The organism is Actinoplanes sp. CA-030573 (assembly GCF_050951115.1).
In the GTDB taxonomy this organism is placed as follows: Bacteria; Actinomycetota; Actinomycetes; order Mycobacteriales; family Micromonosporaceae; genus Actinoplanes.
Window position 1 is genome coordinate 9,818,065 of record NZ_CP192038.1, and the last position, 15,195, is coordinate 9,833,259.

Below are 15,195 nucleotides of genomic sequence, written 5' to 3' on the forward strand. Positions count from 1 at the left end.
ACGCGCGCGAGTGGGCAACCTCTTTGTGCGGGCCAGACCGGGTCCGGTATCCTCAAGCGTCGGCAGCTTAGGGCTGCCGTGGAGACTTCGCCTAGTCTGGTCTATGGCGCCGCACTGCTAATGCGGTTGGGGTTTTAAAGCCCCTCCCGGGTTCGAATCCCGGAGTCTCCGCGTGTAAGGCCGGTGTGTATGCTGGCGGAGCACTGAGCGCCCGTAGCTCAATGGATAGAGCATCTGACTACGGATCAGAAGGTTAGGGGTTCGAGTCCCTTCGGGCGCGCCGAGTGGTCTGGGTGGCCTCTGTTCGCGGAATGCGCGGACCGGGGCCACTCGGCATATCTGCTCCGGGGGCCGAGCCCCCGGAAACCCCACGGTGCGGCGGTTCCGCTCGGGGGATCCGCGACGGGTGGTGCTCCGATGGTGCTCCGCCGTTTCCCTTCGGAACGATGGTGACCAGTCCTTATGCGTCTCGCGGCCCACTTGACGTCTCGATGAGAGAGCGACTGTTCGCACCCGGCCGAGATTCGGTCGGCACCGTGGCGAACGGTTCGCGAGTCGGACCCGCTGTGGCAGCGTCGCCGGACCCGGTCAACGCCGACGGCACGTACCCGACACCGCAGGGGTGGTAGTAGCAATGGATCTCGGTTTCGCCGGCCAGGCAGTCCTCAATACCGATTTCGGCTACACCGTCGCGGTGCAATTCGGCGGCGGCTACGAGGTTCGTGTCGAGGTCCCGTTCACCCTGCGGATCGACGGCGTTGACCGGCAGATCGAACCAGGCCGCGACGCCGACGCTCCCGCGGTCGCGCTATTGGGCGGCCAGGTCGTGTCGTTCGCCCGCGCCGACGACTCCGGCGGCCTGCGCATCGAGTTCGTCGGCGGGGCGCGGCTGGTGGCCACGCCGGACAGCGCTTTCGAAGCGTGGACGGTTGCCGGCCCCGACGGCCTCAAGGTGGTCTGCGGGCCGGGCGGCGAGCTGTCCGTCTGGTCCGCTCAACAGTCGTGATTCATCGCTCCGCGAGCGCACAACAGCAGTTGTCGATGCGGGCCCCGGCGGACCACCATCGCCACCAGACACGAACGACCACGTCGTTCCCCAGCGTGTCGTCCAGGTGCCGGTAAAGGTCGAGATCGATGATCCGGTCATCGTCCGGCCGGAACGGTAGGCGGGATTGCTCCGGGCGGCAGCGGACGAGTAACCGCGTCCGCACAGGCTTGCCGTATTGCTCGCTTCCACGCGGGGGTCTGCGCGGACACCGAGGTGCGAACGACCAACTGCGGCAGTCCTGTCGGCGCGTTCCCCAGCTGTGCGGGCGTTACCGCGATCGTCGACTGCGCTTGGTGAGCCTTGCGTCCGAACGCTGCCAGGATGTGGCCAGGTCCGATTACCTCATCCCTCCGGCCTACCGGTGTGATCGACATCCGTCACGCCAACACGCCACTCACTCACAGATGAACTCGTCGATTCAACGTCTGTGTAGCGCGATAACAATTTTGCGGAAACAATTTTTTGCGATTCCGGGGTCGTCGTCTGAGCAGAAAGGGCAGGTCAGGCAGCCTTTTGTTTCCGCGATCTTGACTCGTCGCAACACGGAAGTAACAATCCGGAAAGCGCTCTCTCAGGAGCGCGGCACGGTCATCCCCCTCGCCGTTCGTCCGTCCCCAACGGACGCGCGGCAACCCGCCCCGAGAAGGCAGGCACATGACATACCCGACACTGACATCCCCACCGCCGCGGACACGCCGGCGCCGCGGGCTGGTCGCGCTGAGCGCGGTCCTTGCCACCGCCCTCGGCGTCACCGTCGCCACGGTCACCACCAATGCCAGCGCCGCGGACGTCCCGCTGTCGCAGGGCAAGCCGGCCACCGCCTCGTCCAGTGAGAACCCCGGCCCCTACCCGGCGGCCGCCGCAGTCGACGGCAACACCAGCACCCGCTGGTCGTCGGCGTTCAGCGACCCGCAGTGGCTGCAGGTCGACCTGGGCAGCACCCAGACGATCAGCCGCGTGGTGCTGAACTGGGAGGGGGCGTACGCCTCGGCGTTCACCATCCAGACCTCGCCGAACGGCACCACCTGGACGAACATCTCGCCGGTGACGGCCGGCAAGGTGGGCGAGCAGACGTTGAACGTCTCCGGCAGCGGCCGGTACGTACGGATGAACGGCACCTCCCGGGCCACCGCGTACGGCTACTCGCTCTGGGAGTTCCAGGTTTTCGGCACCAGCACCAGCCCGACCACGCCGACCCCGAGCCCGACCACGCCCACGCCGACCGGGTCGGCCCTCCCGACGTCTGACACCCCTGACCTCGGCCAGAACGTGCGGATCTTCGACCCGTCCACGCCGACGGCGACCATTCAGTCGGCGGTGGACCAGGCGTTCAACGCGCAGCTGCGCAGCCCGACCGCGCAGTTCGGCACCCAGCGCCACGTGTTCCTGTTCAAGCCGGGCACGTACGGCCGGATCTGGGCCAACGTCGGCTTCTACACGACGGTCGCCGGCCTCGGCCTGAACCCCGACGACGTGACGATCAACGGCGCGGTCAACGTCGACTCCGGCTGGAACTACGGCGACGAGAAGAATGCGACGCAGAACTTCTGGCGCAGCATGGAGAACCTGTCGATCGTGCCCGAGGGCGGCACCAACCGCTGGGCCGTCTCCCAGGCCGCCCCGATGCGCCGCGTGCACATCAAGGGCAACCTGACCCTGGCGCCCTCCAACCAGGACGGCGGGCAGGGCTACTCCAGCGGCGGCTACCTGGCCGACTCCGTCGTCGACGGCGTCGTGTCCTCCGGCTCGCAGCAGCAGTGGTACACCCGTGACAGCCGGATCTCCCGCTGGGACGGCGGCGTCTGGAACATGGTCTTCTCCGGCGTCCAGGGCGGCCCGGCCAACGCGTTCCCGAACCCGCCGCACACCACGCTGGCGACCACCCCGATCACCCGAGAGAAGCCTTTCCTGTACGTCGACAGCGCCGGCAAGTACAGCGTCTTCGTGCCGAACTTGCGGCGTAACTCCGCCGGCGCCAACTGGCCGAACACTGCCGGCACTTCGATCCCGATGCGGCAGTTCTACGTGGCCAAGCCCGGCGACAGCGCCGCCCGGATCAACTCCGCCCTCGCCCAGGGGCTGAACCTGTTCTTCACCCCGGGCACCTACTCGCTCAACGACACCATCCGGGTCACCCGCGCAAACACCGTGGTGACCGGCATCGGCTTCCCGACCCTGATCCCGACCGGCGGCGTCGAGGCCCTGAACGTCGCGGACGTCGACGGGGTCAAGGTCAGCGGCCTGACCTTCGACGCCGGGACGACCAACAGCCCGACCCTGATGAGCGTCGGACGGGCCGGCGTCCACACCGACCACTCCGCCAACCCGATCAGCGTGCAGGACGTCTTCTTCCGCATCGGCAGCAGCGTCCAGGGCAAGGCCACCACCACCCTCGCCGTGCACAGTGACGACACGATCATCGACCACATCTGGGCCTGGCGGGCCGACCACGGCGGCGCACCCACCGGCTGGACGGTAAACACCGGCGACACCGGCCTGCTCGTGAACGGCGACGACGTCCTCGCCACCGGCCTGTTCGTCGAGCACTACCAGAAGTACGAGGTGATCTGGAACGGCAACCGCGGCAAGACGATCTTCTTCCAGAACGAGAAGCCGTACGACGTACCGAACCAGGCCGCGTGGATCGGGCCTCGCGGCAACGGCTACGCCGCCTACAAGGTCGCCGACAACGTCACCGACCACCAGCTCTGGGGCGGCGGCTCGTACTGCTTCTTCAACGTCAACCCCAGCGTGCGGGTCGACCGCGCGTTCGAGGTGCCCAACCGGTCCGGCGTCCAGCTGCGCAGCATCCTGACCGTCTCGCTCGGCGATGTCGGCACCATCGCCAACGTCGTCAACGACACCGGCGGTTCCGTCCCCAACCCGGCCGGTAACACCACCCCGCGCCAGGTTGTGGCCTATCCCTGATCCCACAGCAATAGCGGCATGAATACGGCGGCCACCGGTGCACCTCGCACCGGTGGCCGCTTCTTCATGACTTGGAGCGACTATTCGTGCGCCCAGCCGCGTGGCGGCCGACACCGTGGCGAACGGTCCTCGTGTTGGGAACCCGCTGGCAGCGTCGCCGGACCTCGGTTGGGAGGTCCGGCGCGTGGCGCTCAGGCTGCTGCTGTGCCGTTTCGGCTGCCTTCTACCGCTTCAGCGAAACCGGCTCGGCTCTATCCGGAAGCGGAGCAGTCGCTGGTATCGGATGGCGTAGACCGCCACGTGCGTGACCGTATGGCCGTCGAAGTAGGCCAGGAGGGCGTAGCTGATCAGCTGCCGGACGTACGGGTTGAGGTCAAGCCGCCGCTGTAGCGCGCCCAGAGTTCCTCGAAGGCGCGTGGCGCTCTGCGTCTTTTGCCATCGCTCTATCGACGGAGGAATTCGGTGGCCCGGTTGTATAGAGCGTCGAAGGTTTCGTCCGGGTCCAGAGCCTGGGCCACGGTGCGCACGCGCGTACGTTGATCTTCGTGCGCCTGCCAGTAAGAGTCGGGCACGCGTCGGATCAAGGCGTCGAGGAGGTCTCCTGCATAGAAGTCGCCCTCGGCGAGCGGATCCTGCTCGACCTGGTCGAGAGCCACCGGGACGAGGGTGTCGAGCCCGATCTGTTGCGAAATGAGCAGCCGCAGCCCCTCGGCGTCGAGTGCGCCGACGGGACGCTTGCGCAGCGCGTACGCGGTAGTGACCAGCCGCGTCGCGTCGGCCGGCGGGTCGCCCCAGCGCTCGTCCTCGATCTCTTCGAGTGACCGGCTTGGGTCAGGCTCGGACACGGCGTCTCCTTAACTCGTTCAGGCGCCGGGGAGGAGTTGCTCGGAGTTCGAGTCCCTTCGGTGTGCTTCTTCAGGAAGGCCGTGACCACCGAAACGCGGGTCACGGCCTTCCGTCTGTCCCGCCGGCCAGGGTGACGTGAACGCCGTTGTCGGTAATCTCACGGTGCCGGTGAGCTAAAACCGCTGGTCGTACTCGCGGAGACAGTCGGTCGTGGCCCGGGTTCTGGTCCGATAGCGCCAGGATCAGCATTGAGGAGTACGCGGCTCCGCTACCTACCTGTAGGTGGTAGGCGACTCCATCCTGGTCCGATAACCACAGCTCTGCCAGTGCGAGGAGATTTGGGATGCGGTCGATAACTGCGTGCGCCGCCGCTGCGAATTTCGGGGTCTAGTTACAGTGTGGAGCGCATCGATGGCGGAGGGTGCGATGTCCGACGAGTTGTGGACCGGTCCGACGGTGGAGCGGATCGACGAGTGGGAACGTGAGTTCGCTGAGCGGGCGGCGCAGGCCAAGGCGTTGGCCGAGCGTACGGCTGGATTGTCGGCCACGGCCGAGGATGCCGACGGGTTGATCGAGGTGACGGTCGGCTCGAACGGTCAGGTGACCGGGTTGCGGTTGGACGAAGGGATCCGCCGGCAGCCGGCGGCGACCACGGCGCGGCAGATCCTCGCGGCGATCCGGGCTGCCAAGGCCGAGCTGACCCGGCAGTTCCAGTTGGTCACGGCGGAGACGGTCGGCGTCGACAGTGAGACTGGGCGTGCGGTGATGGCCGGCCTAGCAGCCAGGCTGACGGACGAGGAGTCGAAGTGAGCGGGCAGGTCCGGGTCAATTCTGCCGATCTGGTGACCCATGCGGCGAAGGTGGACGGGATCGGTGACGGGCTGACACTCGCTCAGCGCGCCGGGGCGGTGGTCCGGACGGATGCCGGCGCGTACGGCCAGCTGTGCCAGTTCGTGCCGGCGCTGATCAACCTTCTGCACAGCCAGGTGATCGACGGGATCGAGACCGCCGCCGGCTCGGCCCACGACACCGCGGACGCGCTGCGGTCGGTGGCCGCCGCGTACGACAGCTCGGACAGCAACGCGGCCGAGCGGCTCCGGAACACCCGATGAGTACGGCTAACCCGCTCGTCGCGACCAAAGTCGCCAGCCCGGTTGATCCGCTGGCGGGCGTGTGGATTGCCGAGGACATCGAGCAGCTGTGCCGTGGAGTCAAGGACGGCAGTTGGATCGACGGCACCTTGGGAGCGGTGTCGGCGGGTCTGGATGCACTCGCCGTGGTGTCCGATCCGCTGGGCTCACTGCTGCAGTATGGGGTCGCGTGGATCATCGAGCACGTCAAGCCGCTGTCCGAGGCGCTGGACTGGCTGGCCGGTGATCCGGGGCAGATCGCCGCGCACGCGCAGACCTGGCGCAACATCGCTGGGGCGCTGCACGACCGGGCGGCCGATCTGGAACGCGCGGTGCGCTGGGACGTTTCCGACTGGACCGGCTCGGCGGCGGACGCGTACCGGGCCTGGACGGCGCAGCAGCATGGTGCGGTTGGTGGCATGGCGCAGGCGGCGGAGACGCTGGCGGCGATCACCGAGGCCGCGGGGATGCTGATTGCCGGCGTACGGCTGATGGTGCGCGACGCGATCGCGGTGCTGGTGTCGCGCTTGATCGTGTACGCGGCGGAGGAGGTCGCGTCGTTCGGGTTGGCGACGCCCCTTGTCGTTGAGCAGGTGAGCACGCTGTGTGCCTCGTGGGCTGCTCGGATCAGCAGATGGCTCAAGGACCTGATCAGCAGCTTGAGCAAGCTGCGCGGGACAGCCGGCAAGGTCGGCGAGCTATTGGCGAAGCTGAAGGAGCTACTCGGCCGGCTCGGACGCGGCGGTCACGACGCGCGTGGCGGGGAAGATGTGGTTCGCCAGACCGGAGGGGAACTTCGTCGTCCCCGCAACGACTTCGACTTCGAATTCGAGTGGGCGGATCGGGCCTATGACAGGATCAGGGCGGGAGACGACGACATCGCAGCGATCGCCGAGACCGCCCGCCCGTACGGTTTCACCCCCGACGACATCGCCGCGATCAAGAACCACGTGTTCCGCGACGAACACCTACTCGACTCGTACGGGGAAAGCACCTTGGCCCGCTTCGACGCCAATCCGCGGATGGCGGAGGCGTGGCAGCGGCTCGCCGACGGCAATCCACATCCGGCCGACATCGACCTACTGCGACACGAGCGGTACGAGGCCGAATTCATGCGAACTACCGGGGATTCGAGTTATCAACGCGCGCACGCTGCCACGATCGACGCCGGCTACACGTGGGATCCTGAAGCCGCGGCCAGGGACGGCGTCGGCTATCAGCGAAGGGACTGACGAGTGCGCGGCGAATACCAGGAGTACTGGCAATGACCGCTTCGATAGGGATTTGGGCTCAGGGCGATGCGGCCGGGGACCTTGTGCTGTACCGGTGGGAGGCCGATCAGGACCGTGGCTTTGTGACGTTCGAGGTGCCGACACGCAGGTTCCGCCCGTCCGACGGCAACGGGCAGCCGATTGGGGATCTGCTGCTCGACGCGGTTTCCGGAGACACGAACGGGATGGCGGCCGGGGTGGACGGCCGGTTGTTCAGCCAGATAGCGGCGGCGATCCTGCGCGCTTACGCCCGCGCCGGCAAACCGCCGGCGACGGCGCACGCCTATTTCTACTGACCGGAGCGGCAAAACTGAGGCGGCTAAGGTTCCGGCCCTGACCGGACGGTGAGGCGGCCGAGGAGCCGGGCCACGTTCGAAGCCGGCGCGGCCCAGGATGTGGTCGGAGATCGCGCATGCGGACGGATTGAGGGATGCGTCATCCCGCCTTGCGGGGAATGAGGTTGGCGGCAGCGTCCGCGTTCGTTCGGCGCAGGTCGAGAGCGAAATCGGCTCTTGCTGTATCGAGGGTGAGCCGCGGCTCTATCCGCGAAGCGCAGCAGTCGTTAGTAGCCGACGGCGTAGACCGTCATGGGCGAGGAGGCCGTATCCGATCAGCTGGAGGACGTAAGTCTCAGGGTCAAGTCTGCCGCTCTTGACGCCCAGTACCGTTCAGCCGAGCAGGAAGTCGGCATGTCGCTGTGCGCCGAGCAGCGCTACCTGGGCAATCGCGTTGCCGTATGACCCGTAAGCGCTCCTTGTTCCCGGCGCAATGCCCGTTGCAGCCGTGGCATCAGTCGGCGAGTGGAGTGACTCGCGGAGATAGTCGGTCTTGGGCTTGTGCTTCATCAGGGAGGCTGTTGCGTGCTGGATGGCTCCGATGAGGCTGATGCTCGCGGCGGTGACGGTCGACGCGGCGAGGGCTGCTGCCGGTCAACGTCGATGGCACGTATCTGACACCGCAAGGGTGGTAGCAGCAATGGATCTCGGTTTCGCAGGCCAGGCAGTCCTCAGTACCGATTTCGGCTACACCGTCGCGCTGCAATTCGGCGGCGGTTACCAGGTGCATGTCGAGGTCCCACTCACGCTGCGGATCGACGGTCTCGACCGGGAAATCGAACCGGGCCGTAACGCGGACGCTTCCGCGGTGGCGCAATTGTCCGGCCAGGTCGTGTCGGTCGCCCGCGCCGACGACTCCGGCGGCCTGCGCATCCAGTTCGCCGGCGGGACGCGGCTGGTGGCCACGCCGGACAGCGCCTTCGAAGCGTGGACGGTCGCCGGCCCCGACGGCCTCAAGGTGGTCTGCGGCCCTGGCGGCGAGTTGTCCGTCTGGTCGCCTCGACAGTCGTGATCCATCACAACGCAAGCGAGCCTCCGGTGGTCGAACCGCGGCGGACCAGCTATCGCCACCAGAAACGAACGACCACGTCGTTGCCCAGCGCGTCGTCTGCCACGGGAAATGCCACGAGCTTTCGTCAGCGTGGCCACTTCGCTCACCCAACAGGGCGTAGGCCAGTACGTCGTCTGGTGACGTAGCGGCCTACCGATCTCCGGCATCAAGCTGAGTACCGGCGTGAGGAGGGCAGATGGTCGGTACGAGCGGGGCGTCGACCCGCGTGCTCGCTCCGGATCCGGCGGACGCGCGGGCTGTCCGGGTGCTGGCCGGCGGCGCGTTCGACCGCAGCAGCTGCCATCAGCTCACGACCGCCGTCAGGGGTGCTCTGAGTGTCGGCTCGCCCCACATCGTCGTCGACGTCGAGCACGTCACCTTGATGGACTCGGCCAGCATTCGTGCCCTGCTCGCCTGCCGCGGCCTCGCCCTCGCGGCCGGTGGCAGCCTGCGCGTCGCCAACGACAGCGGGATCGTCGCCCGGGTTCTGGACATCACCGATGCACGGCGGCTGTTGTGCCCGCCTGACTCGACCGATTTGGTCGCGGCTGTCCGCCCGGCTCCGCAGCGGGGTCCGTTGTCTGCGGACTCAGCCCAGGCGGTGGTGGCCGAGGTGATCCGAACGTCGGAGTCGCTGCTCGGCCACGCCTATGATCTTGTCGCCGTATCACGCGAACTCATGAACCGCCTCGCCGCCAACCGTAATGCCGGCGGTACCGGGACCCCCGAATGACCCGGAGTACGTGTCATGGTCGACGATGGCAGCGGGGTCGCGGGCCGGCCGACGGGCGATTTTCGCCCGGTTCCGCCGCGCAGACCCACATCACAGCCGGCGCCTGCGACTTGCGGCTCCACGACCCGGAAGCCCGATCACTGCGCACCGCCTGAGCTGCTCGACCACCTCGCCGAGTCACCGACTGCCGCTGACCACCCCGAAGGTGTAGCACCCCTGTTCAGGGGTAGTCCGAGCGGCGTCGGCCGGCACGCGACGGGGCCCCGGCGAGGCGGACAGGGGAGTCATCAGTGACCGGCAAGGTACGGGAGTTCCTGGCTGAACATCGCGATGCGATGGTCGCCGAACTGGCGGATTGGGTACGGGTGCCGTCCGTCGACGGGGTCCCGGAACACTCCATTGATCTTCGACGGTCGGCGAACTGGCTCGCGGCGGCCCTGCGCCATACCGGCTTTCCCACGGTTGAGGTCTGGGACACCGAGGGTGGCCCGGCGGTGTACGGCGAATGGTGCGCCGAACCCGGCGCTCCTACGGTGCTGATCTACAGCCATCACGATGTGCGTGCCGCGAAGGACGAGGAGTGGGACGAGACGGCGCCGTTCGAGCCGAAGGAGCGGGACGGCTACCTCTACGGTCGTGGCGCCTCGGACGCGAAAGGGCAGGTGCTGGCACACGTATGGGGCCTGCGCGCCCACCTGGCCGCCGGCGGCCGCCGGCATCCGGCGGTGAACGTGAAGCTGCTGGTGGAGGGCGAGGAGGAGACCGGGTCGGCGCACCTGCGGCAACTGCTGGACGAGAATCGGGAGCGGCTGCGCGCCGATCTGATCATCTTCTCCGACACCCTGATGTGGCGCGCCGATCATCCGGCGGTGTGCCTCAGCATGCGCGGCACCATGCTCGCGCAGCTGGAGGTCCTGGGCCCGCTGCAGGATGTGCACAGCGGGGCGGTGTCCGGGCCGGCGCCCAACCCGATCTTCGAATTGAGCCGGCTCCTCGCCCAGTTGCACGACGAAAAAGGCCGCGTGACCGTGCCCGGCTTCTACGACGACGTCGTCGAGCCCTCGCCGCGGTTCCGCGATGAACTGGCCGCCCTGCCATACACCGATGCCGACTGGCTCGAGCGGTCGAAAACGCGCAGCGTGGGCGGCGAGGCCGGATACACCGTCCTGGAGCGCCTGTGGACCCGTCCCGCGATCGAGGTGACCAGCGTGATCGGCGGTGACCCGATCGGACCGTCGCGAGCGGCCGTGCCGTCGGTCGCCACCGCCGACCTGAGCATTCGATACGTACGTGACCAGACCGGCGCCGGCATCGCCGAACAGCTGCGGCACTGGGTCGCCGACACGATCAGCGACCGGTTCGAGTACCGCTTGACCGTGCCCGCCGACGACGCGCAGGACCCGTACCGCACCCCGGACGACCTGCCGGCGGTTGCGGTCCTGGCCGAGGCCATGCGCGAGGGCTTCGGGCGTCCCGCCGGACGGATGGGCAACGCCGGCGGCGGCCCGGCGGTCTGGCTGTCGCACAGCGTCGGCGCGCCGGTGGTGTTCTTCGGTACCGGTCTGCCGGAGGACCGCTGGCACGACAGCAACGAGCGCGTCTCGATCGACGTGCTGCTGGCCGGCGCGGCCACCCTGGCCGCCTTCTGGGACCGGCTTCCGTCAGCGTGACCGTCCCGCTACGCCAGGTGCTTCGCGCGCCGCGTTCGGAGCCGTCTGCTCGAGTACGCCGAGGTTGCCCAGCAGCCCGGAGATCTCCAGGACTTGGAAGACGTGCAGGTGCACGCGGGGCATCGAAAGCCGGCAGCCGGCCCGCTCGGCGAGCTTGCGGCAGGTGAGCAGGGCGCGGATGCCGGCGGAATCGAGGAAAGTCAGCCGAGTGGCGTCGATGCTGATCGTTGCCGGCGCGTACCGTTGCACCACGTCGGCGACGCCGGACAGGAGGTATTCGCTCTCGTCGCGGTCCAGCTCACTGACCAGGCTCACCCGGATCGAACCGTCCGCGGCTTGTTCGACGCCATCGATGCGCAACTGCGATGCGGATTGACCGAAAGGCACGGAAAGGCTCCTTCCGAGCAGGCTCAGCATGCCGCCAACTCTTGACGTAGCCTGTCTCTCTTCGGGTAAACGTCGTCGGGCTGGTTGGACGGCGGCGAGTCACAACGCCCAGATGACCGGCTGAAGCGGTCAGCCAAGCTTCCCGTCAGCCACAGACTGCGGTGGTGCGGCGCTCGGTCGGCCACCGCCTGACCGCTTCACGGCGTGTTCCCGCAGCACCGATGCCGCACGGTTGGCCCGCTCGGCCTCCGCCCGGTAGCCCTGCGCCGCCGCGGCGTCGTTCGCCGTCGTCGACTGCCGCACCAGCTCCTCGATAACCATGGCCTTCTCTTGCAGGGCGCTGACCGCGGTCCAGATCGCCTCCTCGATCCTGTCGTCGCGGATCGCAAGCAGCGACTGCGGCGAGTACGAGTGGCCGATGTGACAAACGTAGTGGGCGGCCAGGCCGGTGCGCACCAGGTACATGCCGCCCGTGCACTCCGGGCAGCCGAGCGCGACCGGTTGACCACGATCGGGGGTGCTCGATGCGCCGTACGCGATCATGTCGGTCTCCCAGATCAGGGGGTCCGGCGGCCGGATCTCGGCCGTGACCGGTTTGCCGGCCGTTTCGGCGATGGAGTCGCCGAGGTCAACAGCCGAGGCCGTCACCGCATCGGGCACGACGCGGAGCGCGGCTTCCGGCATGCTGGGGAAGCGGGCCTCGGCGGGGTCCTGCACCAGAGCGATCCCGCCCGCCGCGGCGATGGCGGCCAGGCCCGCCGCGCCGTCGTCCAGGCTGCCCGACAGCACCATTCCGATCACCCGCGGACCGCACCACCGCGCCGCAGAGCGGAACAGCGCGTCCACGGCCGGACGCACCCGGTTCTGCCGCGGGGCGCCGCTGAGCCGCATGACGTCACCTTCGTCCACGATGAGATGCCGGTCCGGCACGGCCACGTGAACACAGCCCGGTTCGAGCCGGGTGTCGTCCACGGCGGCCCGCACCGGCAACGCGCACGACGAAGCCAGCGAGTCGGCCAGCCCGGCCCGCGCCCCCGGCGCCACATGCAGGGCCACCAACACGGTGGCCGGCAGGTCGGCCGGCAATTGTGCCAACGTCTGGGCCAATGGCCTGTGCGAGCCCGCGGACCCGCCGATCACAACCACATCCCGACGCATGTCGTCTTCCGCCTCTCAGCCGGCCGACGGCCTTCCCGATCTGGAGCCGACCAAACGTCGTCGCGTCAGGAGGCGGAGATTCGACGCGAACACCGACCTCGACGATCAGGCCCTAGCCCGTCCAGCGAAGCGCGAGGGGTTGCCGGTCGAGCAGCCGTTGCCGGGCCCGCTCGGCCGCGGCGCGTGCGGCCTCGGCGAACTGGGCGTGCATTTCCGCGTCGGCCTGCCGCTCCGCGGCGCGGCTGCGGGCGCCCATGGCGTACGCGAGGAGGGCTTGTGGCTGTTGCTGGACGGTGTCGGCGGGCTGGTCCACGTCGTCATCGGAATACGCGCGGTCCGACCAAGCAACCTTGCCGGGTTTGTCGCTTCGTTTCGAGGGTGCAATGATCGCATCGCGGGTACCGCGAGCCCCGCCTTGGCGAAAGGCCTCGGCCTGGTTCACCCAAGCGGTGGTTCGCCGCGGGCGGAGAGTGGTGGATTTCGCTCCGAGGGTAGATGCTGCGTATTTGGCGGCGGGTCGACCGTCGCGTCCGCAGTCGGTTCTTCGGGAGGCGACGCTCGGTGACCGAAGCTGGCCTGCATCCGCCCGAGCGGTCGGCAATCTCCTCCGCGGTCGAGGACGAGATCACCGAGTTCATGCGGCAGACGTTCGTCGGCACACGTTCACGGTTCGCGCGTACGAGCGACGAGGCGCGGTTCTCGGTGCAGACCAGCCAGCTGCCGGTCATCGCCGGTGATCGCATCCGCAGCACCCTGGACTACACCCAGACGACCGACCCGTTCGGCTACTGGTTGTTCTTCGTGGTGCACGGGGGCCGGGTGCGGATCACGACGCCCACCGAGGGCGATCTCGAGCTGCCGCCGGGCGCGGCTGCCGTGTGCCCGGTCGGCGTTCCGGTCGGGTTCGCCATGCATGACATCACCCTCAGCGTGCTGAGGCTGCCGTTGCAGCGGCTCGACCAGATAGGTGAGGAAGCATTCGACATCCCCGCCGGGCAACTACGCCTGGACGGGGTGCGGCCGGTGTCGACGGCGATGCAGCGCTATTGGCGAGCCGTGGTCCATCTCGCCAACGGCGCGCTGCTGGACGACCCTTCGCCGATGGCGTCGCCGCTGGTCGCCGAGGAGATGACCCGCAACGTGGCGATCGCCGCGCTGCACACCTTCCCGAACGCCGCCATCGTTCAGCCCTACCTGCGCGGAGCCGGTCCGGTCGCCCCGGCCGCGCTGCGCCGGGCCGTGGCCTACATCGACGCCAACGCCGACCGCCCGGTGACCCTCTCGCAGATCGCGGCGGCGGCCGGTACGGGCGCTCGCGCGCTGCAGTACGCGTTCCGCAGTCATTACGGCACCACGCCGATGGGCTACCTGCGCCGGGTCCGGCTGGAACACGCCCATCGGGAGTTGCAGGCCGCCGACCCCACGCAGGGCGCGACCGTCCACGCGATCGCCGCCCGGTGGGGCTTCGCCAAGCCCGACCGGTTCGCCGCGGCGTACCGGGAGGCGTTCGGGGTTCTGCCGAGCCACACGTTGCGTTCGTGACATGAGGAGGGACGCCGGACGAACCTAATCGGACGGCCGGTCCAGCCGGCGATGGGACGAGGCGAGCAGGGCGTTGGCGCGTTGCAGACGTACATCGGCGCGCTGGAGCGCTGCTGCCGCACTGCGACGTAGCTCGTCGGCGCGTTGGACCGCGGTGCGCGCGAAGGTCGCCGCCGGCGTCGGTGGCGTGGCGCGCTCCGCCTCGTCCGTCTGTCGTCCGGGCTCACTGTCGCCGGCGAGATGCTGGGCTGTGCGGTCCGGTGCCGGCACGGTCGTCCCCTTTCGACTGCGGTAGCGGGTCTGCTTCGGTGTTAACGTGCGGGGATGGCCACGCCATCACCGGCGCATCCACGGCAGGTCGACAAAGGCCCGCACGTGCAGCTGTCCGCAGCGGGACCGCGCCCGGTGATCGGGTTCGTCGATGACGAGCCCGACCTGGTCATGATGAGCGCCGACTACCTGATCCGGGACGGCTTCTCGGTGGTGACGGCCGCCGACGTGCGTGGCGCCGCGGCGCTGGTGCGCGCGCATCCCCTGGATCTGCTGGTTCTCGATCTGATGCTGCCCGACGGCAGCGGGCTGGACCTGCTGCGCGGCGTCATCGCCGGGCGGCACCTACCGGTGATCATCCTTACCGGTCGGGCCGAGGAGCACGAACGGGTGGTCGGTCTGGAACTGGGCGCCGATGACTACGTGGTCAAACCGTTCTCGCTGCCCGAGCTCGGGGCGCGGATCCGGGCGGTGCTGCGCCGGGCCCGGTCGGCGAGCGCCGGGGCGGTGCACCGCGTCGGCGCCCTGGCGGTCGACACCCGGTCACGGCAGGTGAACGTCGAGGGCCGGGCCGTCGCGCTCACGGCGCTGGAGTTCGACCTGCTGGCCACCTTCGCCGCCGCACCCCGGCAGGTGTTCAGCGCCGGGCAACTGCTGACCGAGGTGTGGGGCCCGGCCTCCGAACGACGCGACCACTCCGCGGTCGCCGAGCACGTTTACCGGCTGCGCCGCAAACTCACCCGGGCCGGCGCGGCCCAGCCGCGGATCGTCACCGTCCGCGGTGTCGGCTACCGTCTGGACCCCTGAGCCAGGCGAGGAGGTTGCC

General features: G+C 68.7%; 16 protein-coding genes and 2 tRNA genes. 14 read left to right on the forward strand and 4 right to left on the reverse strand.

The annotated features are described in order from the left end of the window. Nucleotides 1-80: 80 nt before the first annotated feature. The 4 genes from ACQP2F_RS45555 to ACQP2F_RS45570 all read left to right on the forward strand — a co-directional run bounded on the left by ACQP2F_RS45555 (nucleotide 81) and on the right by ACQP2F_RS45570 (nucleotide 3,976). Nucleotides 81-171 (forward strand) — tRNA-Ser (locus tag ACQP2F_RS45555). 36 nt (nucleotides 172-207) lie between these two features. Further along, nucleotides 208-280, forward strand: a tRNA-Arg gene (locus tag ACQP2F_RS45560). 354 nt (nucleotides 281-634) lie between these two features. Beyond that, nucleotides 635-1,006, forward strand: coding sequence for a DUF6188 family protein (locus tag ACQP2F_RS45565; protein WP_433299200.1), 372 nt, complete (start codon nucleotides 635-637; stop codon nucleotides 1,004-1,006). 696 nt (nucleotides 1,007-1,702) lie between these two features. After that, on the forward strand, nucleotides 1,703-3,976 hold the full coding sequence (locus tag ACQP2F_RS45570) for a discoidin domain-containing protein (RefSeq protein WP_433299202.1): 2,274 nt from the start codon (nucleotides 1,703-1,705) through the stop codon (nucleotides 3,974-3,976). A 443-nt stretch (nucleotides 3,977-4,419) separates the two neighbouring features. Here ACQP2F_RS45570 and ACQP2F_RS45575 read toward each other — a convergent pair whose 3' ends face one another. Further along, the gene (locus tag ACQP2F_RS45575; RefSeq protein ID WP_433299204.1) at nucleotides 4,420-4,821 is read right to left on the reverse strand and encodes a contact-dependent growth inhibition system immunity protein; all 402 of its coding nucleotides are present in this window, start codon (nucleotides 4,819-4,821) and stop codon (nucleotides 4,420-4,422) included. Nucleotides 4,822-5,278: 457 nt separating this feature from the next. Between ACQP2F_RS45575 and ACQP2F_RS45580 the strand changes: the two genes are divergently transcribed. The 8 genes from ACQP2F_RS45580 (at nucleotide 5,279) to ACQP2F_RS45615 (ending at nucleotide 11,012) form a co-directional block, all read left to right on the forward strand. Continuing rightward, a complete protein-coding gene (locus ACQP2F_RS45580) occupies nucleotides 5,279-5,632 on the forward strand; it encodes a YbaB/EbfC family nucleoid-associated protein (protein ID WP_433299206.1) in 354 nt (117 codons plus the stop codon). Then, nucleotides 5,629-5,934, forward strand: coding sequence for a type VII secretion target (locus tag ACQP2F_RS45585; protein ID WP_433299208.1), 306 nt, complete (start codon nucleotides 5,629-5,631; stop codon nucleotides 5,932-5,934). The genes ACQP2F_RS45580 and ACQP2F_RS45585 overlap by 4 nt, the downstream gene beginning before the upstream one ends. Continuing rightward, on the forward strand, nucleotides 5,931-7,184 hold the full coding sequence (locus tag ACQP2F_RS45590) for a WXG100 family type VII secretion target (protein ID WP_433299210.1): 1,254 nt from the start codon (nucleotides 5,931-5,933) through the stop codon (nucleotides 7,182-7,184). The genes ACQP2F_RS45585 and ACQP2F_RS45590 overlap by 4 nt, the downstream gene beginning before the upstream one ends. A gap of 32 nt (nucleotides 7,185-7,216) precedes the next feature. Continuing rightward, nucleotides 7,217-7,519: a hypothetical protein gene (locus tag ACQP2F_RS45595; RefSeq protein ID WP_433299212.1), complete on the forward strand. Its 303-nt coding sequence runs from the start codon at nucleotides 7,217-7,219 to the stop codon at nucleotides 7,517-7,519. A 291-nt stretch (nucleotides 7,520-7,810) separates the two neighbouring features. Next, nucleotides 7,811-7,963 carry a hypothetical protein gene (locus ACQP2F_RS45600; RefSeq protein WP_433299214.1) on the forward strand — a complete coding sequence of 51 codons (153 nt, stop codon included), beginning with the start codon at nucleotides 7,811-7,813 and terminating at the stop codon, nucleotides 7,961-7,963. Nucleotides 7,964-8,099: 136 nt separating this feature from the next. Next, on the forward strand, nucleotides 8,100-8,570 hold the full coding sequence (locus ACQP2F_RS45605; RefSeq protein WP_433299216.1) for a DUF6188 family protein: 471 nt from the start codon (nucleotides 8,100-8,102) through the stop codon (nucleotides 8,568-8,570). Between the two features lie 235 nt (nucleotides 8,571-8,805). Next, nucleotides 8,806-9,342, forward strand: coding sequence for an STAS domain-containing protein (locus ACQP2F_RS45610; protein ID WP_433299218.1), 537 nt, complete (start codon nucleotides 8,806-8,808; stop codon nucleotides 9,340-9,342). A gap of 290 nt (nucleotides 9,343-9,632) precedes the next feature. Further along, nucleotides 9,633-11,012, forward strand: a complete 1,380-nt coding sequence (locus ACQP2F_RS45615) for a M20/M25/M40 family metallo-hydrolase (protein WP_433299220.1) — start codon at nucleotides 9,633-9,635, stop codon at nucleotides 11,010-11,012. On the opposite strand, the gene ACQP2F_RS45620 is transcribed toward ACQP2F_RS45615, so the two are convergent. The 3 genes from ACQP2F_RS45620 to ACQP2F_RS45630 form a co-directional block, all read right to left on the reverse strand. Next, the gene (locus ACQP2F_RS45620; RefSeq protein ID WP_433299222.1) at nucleotides 11,004-11,429 is read right to left on the reverse strand and encodes an STAS domain-containing protein; all 426 of its coding nucleotides are present in this window, start codon (nucleotides 11,427-11,429) and stop codon (nucleotides 11,004-11,006) included. The genes ACQP2F_RS45615 and ACQP2F_RS45620 overlap by 9 nt on opposite strands. Nucleotides 11,430-11,528: 99 nt before the next feature. Next, entirely contained in the window at nucleotides 11,529-12,557 is a 1,029-nt protein-coding gene (locus ACQP2F_RS45625) for a chemotaxis protein CheB (protein ID WP_433299224.1), read from the reverse strand. A 112-nt stretch (nucleotides 12,558-12,669) separates the two neighbouring features. Further along, the gene (locus ACQP2F_RS45630) at nucleotides 12,670-12,999 is read right to left on the reverse strand and encodes a hypothetical protein (protein WP_433299226.1); all 330 of its coding nucleotides are present in this window, start codon (nucleotides 12,997-12,999) and stop codon (nucleotides 12,670-12,672) included. A gap of 119 nt (nucleotides 13,000-13,118) precedes the next feature. Between ACQP2F_RS45630 and ACQP2F_RS45635 the strand changes: the two genes are divergently transcribed. After that, nucleotides 13,119-14,099, forward strand: a complete 981-nt coding sequence (locus ACQP2F_RS45635) for a helix-turn-helix transcriptional regulator (RefSeq protein WP_433299228.1) — start codon at nucleotides 13,119-13,121, stop codon at nucleotides 14,097-14,099. Nucleotides 14,100-14,423: 324 nt separating this feature from the next. Then, on the forward strand, nucleotides 14,424-15,176 hold the full coding sequence (locus tag ACQP2F_RS45640; protein WP_433299230.1) for a response regulator: 753 nt from the start codon (nucleotides 14,424-14,426) through the stop codon (nucleotides 15,174-15,176). Nucleotides 15,177-15,195 lie beyond the last annotated feature (19 nt).

Coding starts and splice junctions, on each gene's coding strand:
- ACQP2F_RS45565 (WP_433299200.1), top strand. CDS start 635: ATGGATCTCGGTTTCGCCGGCCAGGCAGTCCTCAATACCGATTTCGGC.
- ACQP2F_RS45570 (WP_433299202.1), top strand. CDS start 1,703: ATGACATACCCGACACTGACATCCCCACCGCCGCGGACACGCCGGCGC.
- ACQP2F_RS45590 (WP_433299210.1), top strand. CDS start 5,931: ATGAGTACGGCTAACCCGCTCGTCGCGACCAAAGTCGCCAGCCCGGTT.
- ACQP2F_RS45595 (WP_433299212.1), top strand. CDS start 7,217: ATGACCGCTTCGATAGGGATTTGGGCTCAGGGCGATGCGGCCGGGGAC.
- ACQP2F_RS45600 (WP_433299214.1), top strand. CDS start 7,811: ATGGGCGAGGAGGCCGTATCCGATCAGCTGGAGGACGTAAGTCTCAGG.
- ACQP2F_RS45605 (WP_433299216.1), top strand. CDS start 8,100: ATGAGGCTGATGCTCGCGGCGGTGACGGTCGACGCGGCGAGGGCTGCT.
- ACQP2F_RS45610 (WP_433299218.1), top strand. CDS start 8,806: ATGGTCGGTACGAGCGGGGCGTCGACCCGCGTGCTCGCTCCGGATCCG.
- ACQP2F_RS45620 (WP_433299222.1), bottom strand. CDS start 11,429: ATGCTGAGCCTGCTCGGAAGGAGCCTTTCCGTGCCTTTCGGTCAATCC.
- ACQP2F_RS45625 (WP_433299224.1), bottom strand. CDS start 12,557: ATGCGTCGGGATGTGGTTGTGATCGGCGGGTCCGCGGGCTCGCACAGG.
- ACQP2F_RS45640 (WP_433299230.1), top strand. CDS start 14,424: ATGGCCACGCCATCACCGGCGCATCCACGGCAGGTCGACAAAGGCCCG.